Origin of the sequence: Olivibacter sp. EAT-5 (genome assembly GCF_044784325.1) — a bacterium.
GTDB lineage: Bacteria > Bacteroidota > Bacteroidia > Sphingobacteriales > Sphingobacteriaceae > Olivibacter > Olivibacter oleidegradans.
In genome coordinates, this window is sequence record NZ_CP173028.1 from 2,875,035 (window position 1) to 2,888,554 (window position 13,520).

At 42.4% G+C, this 13,520-nt stretch carries 9 protein-coding genes; 5 read left to right on the forward strand and 4 right to left on the reverse strand.

Going from position 1 to position 13,520, the window contains the following annotated elements; all coding sequences use genetic code 11:
• Positions 1-333: 333 nt before the first annotated feature.
• The 4 genes from ACH11B_RS11785 to ACH11B_RS11800 all read left to right on the forward strand — a co-directional run bounded on the left by ACH11B_RS11785 (position 334) and on the right by ACH11B_RS11800 (position 5,653).
• Entirely contained in the window at positions 334-1,287 is a 954-nt protein-coding gene (locus tag ACH11B_RS11785) for an acetyl-CoA carboxylase carboxyltransferase subunit alpha (RefSeq protein WP_013665514.1), read from the forward strand.
• 429 nt (positions 1,288-1,716) lie between these two features.
• Positions 1,717-3,267 (forward strand): glutamine-hydrolyzing GMP synthase, encoded by a 1,551-nt coding sequence (gene guaA, locus ACH11B_RS11790; protein WP_013665516.1) that lies wholly within the window; start codon positions 1,717-1,719, stop codon positions 3,265-3,267.
• Positions 3,224-4,471 (forward strand): ABC transporter substrate-binding protein, encoded by a 1,248-nt coding sequence (locus ACH11B_RS11795; protein ID WP_013665517.1) that lies wholly within the window; start codon positions 3,224-3,226, stop codon positions 4,469-4,471. The genes guaA and ACH11B_RS11795 overlap by 44 nt, the downstream gene beginning before the upstream one ends.
• Positions 4,472-4,480: 9 nt before the next feature.
• On the forward strand, positions 4,481-5,653 hold the full coding sequence (locus tag ACH11B_RS11800) for an RsmB/NOP family class I SAM-dependent RNA methyltransferase (RefSeq protein ID WP_130856387.1): 1,173 nt from the start codon (positions 4,481-4,483) through the stop codon (positions 5,651-5,653).
• A 4-nt stretch (positions 5,654-5,657) separates the two neighbouring features.
• On the opposite strand, the gene ACH11B_RS11805 is transcribed toward ACH11B_RS11800, so the two are convergent.
• The 4 genes from ACH11B_RS11805 to ACH11B_RS11820 all read right to left on the reverse strand — a co-directional run bounded on the left by ACH11B_RS11805 (position 5,658) and on the right by ACH11B_RS11820 (position 11,845).
• Positions 5,658-6,911, reverse strand: coding sequence for a sodium:proton antiporter (locus tag ACH11B_RS11805; protein ID WP_130856388.1), 1,254 nt, complete (start codon positions 6,909-6,911; stop codon positions 5,658-5,660).
• Between the two features lie 256 nt (positions 6,912-7,167).
• Positions 7,168-7,734: a MarC family protein gene (locus ACH11B_RS11810; protein WP_013665520.1), complete on the reverse strand. Its 567-nt coding sequence runs from the start codon at positions 7,732-7,734 to the stop codon at positions 7,168-7,170.
• 211 nt (positions 7,735-7,945) lie between these two features.
• Positions 7,946-9,427: an amino acid permease gene (locus tag ACH11B_RS11815; RefSeq protein ID WP_013665521.1), complete on the reverse strand. Its 1,482-nt coding sequence runs from the start codon at positions 9,425-9,427 to the stop codon at positions 7,946-7,948.
• A 201-nt stretch (positions 9,428-9,628) separates the two neighbouring features.
• A complete protein-coding gene (locus ACH11B_RS11820; protein WP_149105312.1) occupies positions 9,629-11,845 on the reverse strand; it encodes a sodium-translocating pyrophosphatase in 2,217 nt (738 codons plus the stop codon).
• 289 nt (positions 11,846-12,134) lie between these two features.
• Here ACH11B_RS11820 and ACH11B_RS11825 point away from each other — a divergent pair, with 289 nt between their 5' ends.
• Positions 12,135-13,520: an APC family permease gene (locus tag ACH11B_RS11825; RefSeq protein WP_198140335.1), complete on the forward strand. Its 1,386-nt coding sequence runs from the start codon at positions 12,135-12,137 to the stop codon at positions 13,518-13,520.

Genomic DNA, 13,520 nt, shown 5'->3' on the forward strand with positions numbered 1-13,520 from the left:
AAGCGAGGCGAATTTACAAAAAAAAGAGATGAAATGTATATCTTTAGGACTTAAGGCCTTATTTGGAAATGTTCTAAACAGTATGGGTTTTAAGTTCTAAGTAATACGTTATACGCATCAGTTTGTGCTGGAGATACTCACATCCGCGCCTCACAACTAAAATTGCATTCCGAGATAGGCTTCGACTTAGCTGAACTAAGTTGAAGCCGACTGCTGACCGCCTAATACCTAATACCTAAAACCTAACAGCTAACACCTATTACCGCCCTACATTGAAAGAATTTTTAGGCTAATAAAAAAATATCCGTACCTTAGCAACCCCAAATTTTCTTTATGGAAACAACATTTGATTTTGAAAAGCCGATTGCTGATTTATTAATGCAAATTGAGAAGGTGAACCAAGTGGCTGAGAAGACAAAGGTGGATATGTCTGCCACGATCACCGAACTGCAAGGGAAATTAGAGGAAACCCGCAAGGAAATTTATAGCAATCTGAACGGCTGGCAAAAAGTGCAAATGGCACGTCATGCAGATCGACCGCAAACGCTTGATTATATTCAGATGATCTGTGAAGATTTTGTAGAATTACATGGTGACCGCAATGTGCGTGACGATAAGGCTATCGTTGGCGGCTTAGCGAAACTGGGCGGTCATTCCGTAATGATTATTGGTCATCAGAAAGGGAAAAACACCAAAGAACGTCAATTCCGTAACTTCGGTATGGCTAACCCGGAAGGATATCGGAAAGCTTTAAGGTTAATGCGCATGGCTGAAAAGTTTGGAAAACCAGTTATTACATTCGTTGATACCATGGGTGCCTATCCGGGTATTGAGGCCGAAGAGCGTGGGCAGGCTGAAGCGATTGCCAGAAACCTACTGGAAATGTCGGTTTTAAAGGTCCCTGTTATCTGTATTATTATAGGTGAAGGTGCTTCCGGTGGAGCGATCGGTATCGGTATAGGAGATAAAGTATATATGTTAGAGCACTCCTGGTATTCGGTTATATCGCCCGAGTCCTGCTCCTCCATATTGTGGCGAAGCTGGGATTATAAAGAAAAAGCTGCGGAGTGCTTAAAACTCACTGCGGAGAATATGTACAGCAATGGCCTTATTGACGGTATATTGCCTGAACCCTTAGGCGGTGCTCATCAAGACCCTGAGCAAATGGCAAACACAATAAAAGAACAGCTTATAAAAGATATCGTCGAACTAAATGATAGACAGATTGATACACTTGTGAATGACCGTATCGAGAAATTCTGTTCGATGGGAGTAGTCGTAGAGTAATTTTGCCTTTTTACCAGCTAAACAACAGCCAGGGATTACCTTCGGTGAGCTTCCCGTTGGTCGGTTTCGCTTTAAAAGGAACGTTTTCTTTAGTCACTTTTTTCCGCAAAAAGTGACGCAAAAACTCGTCGCTTGGAACTTTGCTACAACGGTAGTGCATCAACGTGCAAACCGCAAATTTCCTAGGCGACATCTTCAGAAACCAACATTTGATGCTTTTAACCGGACGTATTATTTCTTTAGCCCTAATAAGCCTTGCGCACGGGAAAAACGTGTTCAACTTTTATCAAGAAAAGTTGATTAAGAAAGAAAAAGGTTCTTATAATATATACACCTTCATCCAAAAGTTAAAGGCGAATTCCTTAAGACTACAGCAAGCTTTTTGTTTTTTTGCCCTAAAAAAGTAAACAAAATACCTAACTTTGGCCCATGCAAGAAAAAATTATTATTCTTGACTTTGGTTCGCAGTACACACAGTTGATCGCTCGCCGGGTCAGAGAGCTAAATGTATATTGTGAAATACATCCTTTCAACCATCTTCCAACATTTGACGAGTATGTAAAAGGTGTAATTTTGTCGGGCAGTCCTTCATCTGTTCGTCAGGATGATGCTCCACAAATCAACTTTAATCAATTTCACGGAAAAATTCCGCTATTAGGCGTTTGCTATGGAGCCCAGTATATCGCACAACATTCGGGGGGCGAAGTAACGCCTTCTGAAATCAGAGAATATGGGCGTGCAAACTTACTGTTCGTTAATCAAGAAAGTGCCCTGCTTAAAGGTATTCCTTTAGATTCTCAGGTATGGATGTCACATGGTGATACCATTAAATATGTGCCGGAGGGTTTCGAGATTATCGCGAGTACGGATAAAGTGCAGGTAGCGGCGTATCATATTAAGGATTCTAATACCTATGGTATTCAATTCCATCCCGAAGTGACCCATAGTTTGGACGGGAAAAAGTTGTTGGAGAATTTCGTGCTGAATATCTGTGGCTGCAGCCAGGACTGGACGCCGGATACTTTTATTGAAACAACAATTGCAGAGCTAAAAGATAAACTTCAAAATGACCATGTAATTTTAGCACTATCGGGAGGGGTAGACTCTTCCGTGGCAGCCGTGCTTTTACACCAGGCAATTGGAAAGAACCTGCACTGCATTTTTGTCGATAATGGTTTGCTTCGTAAAGACGAATTCGAACAAGTGCTCGATTCGTATAAACACATGGGATTAAACATCAAAGGTATCGATGCAAAAGCACTTTTCTATGATAAGTTGAAAGGGGTAACCGATCCCGAGAGAAAGCGAAAGATCATTGGCGGTGCCTTTATTGACGTGTTCGACAGTGCAGCGCACGAAGTGCAGCAAGAGCTGCCGGAAGGCGTGGAAGTGAAGTGGTTGGGGCAGGGAACTATTTATCCGGACGTCATTGAATCGGTATCCGTTAAAGGTCCTTCCGCCACCATTAAATCGCATCATAACGTAGGGGGCCTTCCCGATTTTATGAAACTGAAAGTGGTGGAGCCTTTAAATACCCTATTTAAGGATGAAGTGCGACGGGTAGGAGCTGCCTTGGGAATCGATCCACTTATTTTAGGCCGCCATCCTTTTCCGGGACCTGGATTGGGCATACGAATCCTGGGCGAAATTACCGCCGAAAAAGTTAATATCTTACAGCAAGCCGATGCCATTTATATCAGAAACTTACGCGAGTCGGGCTGGTATAATAAAGTTTGGCAGGCCGGTGCTATCTTTTTGCCGGTGCAATCGGTAGGAGTAATGGGGGATGAGCGTACATATGAATACGTTATTGCGCTCAGAGCCGTTGGATCTTTGGATGGGATGACAGCAGACTGGATTCACCTTCCTTATGATCTTTTAGCAAAAATATCAAACGAAATTATTAATCACGTAAAAGGGATAAACCGAGTTGTTTATGATATTAGTTCAAAACCACCGGCTACCATTGAGTGGGAGTAAAATACTGGTTTTTGCACTGCTTTTGAGTGTGCTGGGAGCTTGTTCGCCTAAGGTCCTGAGACCGGGAGGCCGTAAGGAGACAAAAGAACCCACTAAGGAAACGCCGGACAAGAAAGTTAAAGATCGGGAGAAAGAGGCTGTGGAGAAGCGTGCACATTTCAATAATATTGCACTGTTACTACCTTTCCAGTTGGACAAAGTGATCGATTCTGTACCGAATAAACGGGATGTGGAGCGGTCTAGCTTAGCCTTGGATTTTTACCAGGGTTTCAAGTTAGGCTTGGATAACCTTACGTCAAGCGGCGATAATTTTAAACTTGATGTGTTGGACACGCGTGATAATGTTGCTGAGGTCAGAAAAATAGCGGTAGGGAAAAGCATAACAGAGGCCGCATTAGTTGTAGGCCCGGTCTTTCCAACTGAAATCAACGCGTTCAGTGATGTGGCGAATCTTAGCGGTAAATTGCAGATTTCACCCTTGGCGGCTCGTAGCCCCTCTCAATATCAGACAAACAAATTGGTAACGGTAACGCCTCCGATTGACATGCATGCGCAGACCTTGGCAAATTATATTGCTTCGGAATATGAAATCGGAGATCACGTAGTAATATTAAACAATATTGATGAGGATAGTGAAAAGCTCCTCGTTCCTCTTCGTGCAGCACTGGATAAAAAAGAGGTGAAATACAGCGAACTCAACGAATTAAGCGAGATAGAGGCTAGTTTAAATACCGTTGGAAAAAATATAGTTATAAATGCTTCGACTAACCAATTTTTTATTGCTCAGCTGTTGGCAAGTTTAAATAAGTTGAAAACGGAGAGTGCTTATGACATTTCACTTATCGGTCATCCCAACTGGAGTAAGCTGGATTTAAATCCGGAATATTTATCGGCACTTCGTACCTGTATAAGCTCTTCCTATTTTATTGATGAAAAAAAACCGGAAGTACAGCAGTTTAGAAAAGACTATTTTTCGCTCTTTAAAGTGATTCCTTCAGAATTTGCCTTTAAGGGATACGATACCGGCGTATTCTTCGGCCGCTTATTAGCTAAATATCCAACGGATTATGCCGAGAAGCTTGTCAAAGAGAAACATATGGGAGCCTCCATTGGCTTTGAATTCGTACATGATCCAGCGTTAGGTTACATCAATACCAGTGTACGTTTATTGCGCTTTAATGGCCAGTTTTATAGACCCTTTTAGGAAAAATTAATGAATGAAAAACGTCTTTCACAGCAACTAAGAAGCTTTGAACGTCTTTTAGATACCTATGTAAAGGGTAAGGAACCACTTTCCAGGTTTCTTACCCTTTTTTTTAAGGAAAACCGACAAATGGGATCGAATGATAGGCGTACGCTATCTCGATGGAGCTATAATTATTTTCGGTTAGGTGAGGGGCTACCGGCTTTGCCGGTATTGGAACGTCTAACTATTGCCGAATACCTGTGCTGCACGGAAAGCGATGTCGTGGCTCTGTTAGATCCTGCTTTGAGTCATACAATAACAGAGACGATTGATGGAAAATTACTTTTATTAGCCAATCGTTTTTCTTTTGATGTTCATGAGGTTTTTCCTTTGATAGCGCACGTGTCAGCAGATTTGGATACCGGTCTTTTCCTAAAGAGTCTGTTTCGACAGCCCAAGCTTTTTTTAAGGCTTCGTCCGGGAGCTGAAAGCATTGTCTTAAAGTGCTTAGAACGTAACCAAATCAATTATGAGCGAATCGGGCGGTCGTGCCTTGCGCTGGAAAATGGGACGAAGCTTGATCAGTATGAAGAACTTCGTGGGATGTATGAGGTGCAAGATCGATCGTCGCAGCAAACCGGCGACTATTTTGAGGCGAAAGCGGGTGAAAAATGGTGGGATGCATGTGCCGCTTCGGGAGGAAAATCGCTCTTGTTAATGCAAACTTACCCAGGGGTCAATTTATTAGTGAGCGATGTTCGATCCAGCATATTGAGAAATTTGGATGAACGTTTTGAGAAAGCAGCCATTAAGGATTATCGGAGAAAAATTATTGATCTTACCAAAGATCCGTCCATTATTCTTGGGAACGATACTTTCGATGGTATTATATTGGATGCGCCGTGCTCAGGGTCGGGAACTTGGGGTAGGACCCCGGAAATGATGCAACAGTTTAGCGAGGGGAAGTTGCGTTATTTTGTTGATTTGCAGCGGCGTATTTTGCAAAATGTTATACGACATTTGAAAGTGAATAAGCCCTTAATCTATATTACTTGTTCTGTATATGGAGCGGAAAATGAAGAACAAGTCGCTTTTGCAGAAAAATTAGGTTTGCGCCTTGAGCGGGCGACGCTCTTAAAAGGGTATGAAAACCGGGCGGATACCATGTTCGTTGCCCGGCTCATTAAAAATCCGTTGTAACTTACTAAACGTCTTCGGTTGCAATTTGCCGGGCCTTATTGGTTAGCTTACCAATTGTTAAACCCTGTACAAGGATGGAGAAAAGAACAACATAGTAAGTAATCGAAAGCAATAAATCTTTATTCAAATGGCTATCTATAGAGAGTGCCAACGCTACGGATACACCACCTCTTAAACCTCCCCAAACAAGAATGGTAATCGTTGCCCTATTAAATTTAGTCTTCATCGGAATGATATTAACCGGCAGCCATATCGAAACAAAGCGAGCTAGCAAAACCATTGCGATGCTTATTATACCGATCAACCAATAGTCACCAATATTCGTTATAAGAATGAGTTCAAAGCCAATAATCAGGAATAATATGGCATTCATGATTTCATCGATTAATTCCCAGAACTTATCTAAATAATCTTTAGACACTTCGCTTAGCGCAAAGCTGCGTCCGTAGTTTCCAACCACTAACCCGGAGGCTACCATAGCTAAGGGGCCGGACATATGTATCGCACTTGCCACCAGGTGGCCACCCATTACCACCGCAAGGGTAATCAGAACTTCCACTTTATAATTGTCGATTTTTCCTATTGTTTTAGAGGCGATATAACCTAGTAGTAATCCCAGTGCTACACCGCCAAGCGCTTCTTTCGCGAGCAACCAGGAGATGCTACCGAACGATAAATCTACATCTTCACCTTGCGCAAGCTGTAACATAATAATGAAAACTACAACAGCAATCCCATCATTGAAGAGGGATTCACCGGCAACTTTTGTCTCCAATGATTTGGGAACACCTGCTTGTTTTAAAATACCTAAAACGGCTATTGGATCAGTTGGTGAGATCAGTGCGCCAAAGAGTAAACATTGAATGAGCGGTATTCCCATGTGTAACCATTGCAAGATGTAAAATAACATAAAGCCGACGGCAAAAGTAGAGATGATAACACTTACAGTAGAAAAGACCATTACCGGCGCCTTTTGCTCTTTCAAGTCACTTAACCGGATATGGATTGCCCCGGCAAATAATAAAAAATTTAACATCGCTCCCATGAGCACTTCTGTAAAATCAACGGAGGAGATAAAGGTGGAGAATTCCTGAAAGGTATGAGGGAAAATCTTGTCGGTCAGAATAAGACCCAATGATACCAAAAGGGCAATCACCATAACGCCAATAGTAGAAGGCAGTTTTAAAAACCGTTCGTTTATATAAGAGAAAACGGCTGAAAGGACGATAAGTACAGAGAATGAGTAGTATAATTCCATATAAAATTCGGTTTTCCCGTAAAATACGAATTTTTCCCCTGCTTAGCAAGTTGAAGGAGAGCTAGTAGTGAGTAGGGAATAGTTAGTAGTGAGCTAGTAGGGAGTAGGGAGTAGGGGACAGTTAATAGTGAGGGTCGTGGCAGTCGGTTTGTAATAGTGGCAGTAGCAGTAACACTGGCGAAAGCCGATAGCCGAGCGCTGAAAACAAGTTGTAGAATCGCTACGGAGGCAGGCTTTTTACTTTTTACTTTTGAATTTACAATCCTGTATTGCTTCTGAAAAGTTTGATAGCAATAGCCAGCAGGATTACTCCGAAAGCTTTTCTTAACACAGCTAATCCCGTACGCCCCAAAAGCTTTTCCAAGCGATATGTGTTTTTTAATACAATATAAATGATAGCTATGTTAATCAGTATGCCGACAATGATATTCTGTGTGGCGTATTCTGATTTAAGAGAGAGAATGGTGGTCATGGTTCCGGCTCCGGCGATCAGCGGGAAGGCTAAAGGCACGATGGAAGCCGTTTCAAAGCTGTCATCCTTAAAGAAAGTCATCCCTAGAACCATTTCCATAGCAATAAAGAAAATAACCAATGAGCCGGCAATTGCAAAAGAAGCAACATCAATTCCGATAAGCTTCAGCATACTTTCACCTATGAAGAGAAAAGCGATCATGAGTACCATGGCCACAATGCTTGCTTTTCCTGATTCAATTTTTCCTGCTTTTTGACGGAGATCAATAATAATCGGAATGGATCCTAATATATCGATGATCGCAAAAAGGATCATCGTAACAGACGCAATTTCCTTAATGTTGAAAAACATGTTTTTGGTTTTATAAATCAAACTTATATAAAACTTGGTTTATATCCAATGGCTATATTTTCCTGCCTTAATTGAATCGAATATTTAGCTGACCGGATTGTTAGAGAACGTGTAAGTTGCCCATTTGATGTACGGCGATGCAACACAAAAGCAGGCGTTGGCTATTTACGATTTCCTTATTCACAATAAAAGGGCCGGCCGGCCCTTTTATTTATGGAGTGTTATCACGTTCAGCTGCCAGTCGTGCAAGGCTATGTGATTTACTATAACCGAAATAGATGATAATACCCAACGCCATCCAGATCGCTAAACGCTCCCAGCTTTCTATGGGAAGGCCAGCCATCATCGTAACACAAATAATAATACCCAAGATTGGAATGAGGGGTACAAGCGGCGTTTTAAAAGGCCGATCTAACTGTGGGTCTTTTTTTCTAAGTATAATTACACCAATGCAGACAAGCGTGAAAGCAAATAATGTCCCTATACTTACCATATGGCCTAAATCAGAAACAGGCACAAAACCGGCAAAAATACTGACGAAGACCATGAAAAGTAAATTAGATTTCCATGGTGTTTGGTTTTTAGAGAGATCAGAGAAGAACTTCGGCAATAAACCGTCTTTACTCATGCTATAAAATACGCGGCTCTGTCCCAGTAACATCACCAGAATAACGGAAGTATAGCCGGCCAGAATCGCTATCATTAACGCTAAATTCAAAAATGTATAACCGGTTTTAGCAAACGCTGTAGCTACAGGTTTTGCATCACCTTCAAAGGCGGTATAATGTTCCAATCCTGTCATCACATAAGAAAATGCCACATATAATAGTGTACAAACAAGTAATGAACCGATAATACCGATAGGCATTCCTTTTTGAGGATTTTTAGCTTCTTGTGCCGCAGTACTGACGGCATCGAATCCAATAAATGCGAAGAATACAACACCTGCACCTCTTAGCACACCGCTAATGCCAAAATGCCCAAAGTCGGGGCTACTAAAAAAGTCGAAGAAACCTATTTTGCCGGCTTTTAAAGCTTCCTCTCCGGCATTTGCAGGGATAAAAGGACTGTGGTTTGCCGGGTTGATAAACTTCCAGCCTAAGGCGATAAATATTAATACAACCGCTATTTTCACGATCACAAGAAGGTTGTTCACAAAAGAAGATTCCTGTGTTCCTCGCATCAATAAGAGCGATAAAAGACATACGATGACGATAGCCGGGATATTGATCATACCACCTTCCCATGGGCCATGCAAGAGAGAAGCAGGCAGGTGGATGCCGATTTCGGCTAAAAATTGAGAAAAATATTGCGACCAGCTTACCGATACGGTTGCTGCGGCCAAGGCATATTCCAGGACAAGGTCCCAACCGATAATCCAGGCAATAAACTCACCCATGGTGGCATAAGAATAGGTATAAGCGCTCCCGGCAACCGGGATCATAGATGCAAATTCAGCATAACATAAACCGGCAAAGCCGCACCCGATAGCTGCAATGATAAACGAAAGTATAACAGCCGGTCCGGCATTATCCGCAGCAGCAATGCCCGTCAGTGAAAAAAGTCCCGCACCGATGATAGCGCCAACTCCTAAAGCTACTAGATGATAACTTGATAAGGTTCGTTTTAAGGTGCCTTCTCCACTTTCTTGTGCTTCCTTAATCAGTGAGGGGATCGATTTTTTATAAAACATAAATGTGGTTTTTACTTTGTGGTTGTGTGAATTGTATTTATTGTTAAAATATGGTGTGATTTTGCTAAAATAATGTAATGTTTGGGTGATTTGATGTCTTTTTTACTTAAAATCATTATCTTTTATTAAAAGAAAGTCAAACCTACAACTTTTATTTGAGAAACAAAGAAGGCGCTAAGTTATTTTAGCGCCTTCGAAGGGTTATAGGTCGTATTTTTGTGTATTTGTTACATTCTGTCGGCTGGTTGCCGTCTGAAAGGCTTCTGTTTTTGGCTTTGCTTGTTTACTGCTAATCGTATGTTTGTTAACATTGATATGAGGAGCGATGATAAGTGACACAATTGACATCAATTTAATTAAAATATTCATTGACGGACCGGAAGTGTCTTTGAAAGGATCTCCCACTGTATCGCCCGTAACAGATGCTTTATGAGGTTCTGATTTTTTATAATAAATTTCGCCGTTAATATGAGCGCCTTTTTCGAAAGACTTTTTGGCATTGTCCCAGGCGCCACCTGCATTGGACTGAAACATTCCCATGAGGACACCTGAAACCGTGACGCCCGCTAACAAGCCTCCCAATACTTCCGGACCAAAACTGAAACCAACTACAATCGGCACAATAAGAGCAATGGCGCCGGGTAACATCATTTCCCGGATCGAGGCTTTGGTCGAAATTTCAACGCATCGGTTATACTCGGGTTTGGCCTTATATTCCATGATTCCAGGTATTTCCCTAAATTGCCTTCTAACCTCTTGTACCATATCCATAGCGGCCCTGCCTACGGCTGAGATACACAAGGCTGAAAAGATAAAAGGAATCATACCGCCAACAAACAAGCCGGCAAGCACATCGGCTTTGTAAATATCTATCTGATCGATGCCGGCAATTCCAACGAAAGCTGCAAATAAAGCTAAAGAGGTTAGGGCGGCAGAGGCAATGGCGAAACCTTTACCGGTTGCTGCGGTGGTATTTCCGACGGCATCCAGGTTATCGGTCCTGCCGCGCACCTCCTCTGGGAGCTGGCTCATCTCAGCAATCCCCCCTGCATTGTCGGCGATGGGTCCGAAGGCATCGATAGCTAGTTGCATGGCTGTGGTCGCCATCATGCCCGCCGCTGCTATTGCAACCCCGTATAAGCCGGCAAAATGGTAAGATCCGTAAATACCTGAGGCTAAGACAAGAATAGGAAGAACAGTAGATTCCATCCCTACTGCTAAACCTGCAATAATATTGGTTGCATGACCGGTCGATGATTGTTGAACAATAGATCTTACCGGCCTTTTAGACATGGCTGTATAATATTCAGTGATAATACTCATGAGTGCCCCTACAATCAAACCAACAACGATGGCTAAATAAGTGTCGGTTTTGGTGAATTCAAATCCCCGGATAACCATTGTGTCCGGTAATAACCAGTTTACCGCGAAAAAAGATGCGATCGCTGTCAATACAATGGAGCTCCAGTTGCCCACATTTAGTGCCTTTTGTACATTTCCGTTTTCGTTGGAGATCTTTACCAAAGATGCACCGACGATAGAAAATAATAGGCCTAGGCCCGCAATGAGCATGGGTAGCAGAATTGGTGCAATGCCGCCGAAATTATCGTCGGAGACAATTTCTCTTCCTAAGACCATCGTAGCAAGGATGGTAGCCACATAAGAACCAAATAAGTCGGCTCCCATGCCCGCCACATCGCCCACATTATCGCCTACATTATCGGCAATGGTTGCAGGGTTCCTTACGTCATCTTCCGGAATGCCCGCTTCTACTTTTCCGACAAGGTCTGCGCCCACATCAGCAGCTTTGGTATAGATGCCGCCTCCAACACGTGCAAATAGCGCAATGGATTCGGCCCCTAGAGAAAATCCTGCCAATACTTCCAATGCTCTCTCCATCTCTAGCCCATTGATGTCGCCATTTGTATTGATAACGTAAATGGTATAAAAGACAATAAATAGAGAACCAAGACCTAAGACGGCTAAACCGGCTACGCCGAGTCCCATAACCGTACCACCGGTAAAAGACACTTTCAAGGCTTTCGCCAAACTCGTGCGAGCCGCCTGGGTAGTCCGTACATTGGCTTTCGTTGCAATATTCATCCCGATGTAGCCGGCAAAGGCCGACGTAACCGCTCCAATCACAAATGAGACTGCGATAACCCAACTGGAATACGGACTTAAGGTGCCCGACCACGCTAATAATATACCTGCAATAACGACAAAATAAGACAATATCTTCCATTCGGCCTTTAAAAATGCCATGGCACCATTCGCAATATGACCAGCTAATTCCTGCATGGTTGAATCACCTGCATCCTGCCTGCTGACCCATCTTGATTTGCCGATCATGACCAAAATTCCTATAAGCCCTAACATCGGTATGATGTAAATTAAATTACTGTGTAGAAAATCCATAATTTCAATTGAGTTTATAATGTATCTAAAGGTTTTATCTAAATGGCTCCGTTACCCAACGTAAGGTAAAATAATTCGCTGAAACCGAGATGTAAATAATATTGACACAGATGGCAATCATTATTTACTCGAGCTCTCAGCAGCAAATACAAATAAAATAATTCGCTGAAAATAAACAGGGTTATCGAGATAATCAAATTTATTTTTTTAAAAAATCACAAAAATATTTTTCTACATTCGTTTTGAATAACCCGAAGCCACGATGAATCAAGCACAATCCGAAAATCATATGAAAAAAGAGTTAGGCCTATTAGATGCGACCATGTTGGTGGTTGGATCCATGATAGGCTCAGGCATATTTATTGTTAGCGCCGATATTGTACGTCAGGTTGGAAGTGCCGGATGGTTGATTATTATATGGCTGCTTACCGGTGCCATTACGCTTACGGCAGCCTTAAGCTATGGTGAACTTTCTGCCATGTTCCCCAAGGCCGGAGGACAATATGTTTATCTTCGGGAGGCCTATAATCGACTGATTGCTTTTCTGTACGGTTGGGCTTTGTTTGCCGTTGTTCAAACAGGGACTATTGCAGCGGTTGGTGTTGCGTTCGCTAAATTTACGGCTTACCTTTTTCCGGCAGTAAGTGATGAGCACATCTTATATCAGTATAATATATTTCAGTTAAATGCGGCCCAAATCACAGCAATTGCCGTGATTGTCTTGCTCACATGGCTTAATACAAGAGGCGTAAAAAATGGTAAGATTTTGCAAACAGTGCTTACCATCGTTAAGATACTCTCTTTAGGGGGATTGACTATCCTGGGATTGATAACTGCTTTTAAATCGGAAATATGGAATTTGAACTGGACAGATGCCTGGACGCCTAAAACATGGGATTTCAGTGGCGAGATGTTTGTCAATATCAGCGGAGCCGCACTTTTTGCAGCAATTGTATCAGCGATGGTGGGTTCTTTGTTTTCCAGTGATGCCTGGAACAATGTGACATTCATAGCAGGGGAAATAAGAAACCCTGAACGCAATATAGGGTTAAGCCTTTTTTTAGGCACATTGATCGTGACAGTTATTTATGTGTCTACCAATGTCATGTATTTAGCTACGGTTTCTTTACAGGATATCGCTTTTGCACCGGCTGATCGCGTCGCTGTTGTGGCTTCTCATGCCATTTTCGGCAATGTCGGTACCGTCGTAATCGCTGTTATGATTATGATTTCGACTTTTGGCTGCGACAACGGACTCATATTATCCGGAGCACGCGTTTACTATACCATGGCAAATGATGGTGTTTTTTTTAAACAAGCAGGAAAGCTGAACAGGTTCGAAGTACCTGGCTGGGGGCTATGGGCTCAATGCGTTTGGGCTTCGGCACTCTGCTTGACAGGTAAGTATGGCGACTTATTGAACTATGTGATTTTTGTCGTATTGATCTTCTATGCGTTAACGATCATCGGCGTATTTATTCTTCGTAAGAAACGACCTGATATACCCCGGACCTATAAAGCCTTTGGGTATCCGGTGCTTCCTGCTATTTACGTCATAGCTGCGTTCTCAATTTGTATCGGACTGCTAATTTACCAGCCTACCTTTACTTGGCCGGGACTGATTATTGTATTGATGGGCATTCCTGTATATTATTTAATTGGGAATAAAAACTAA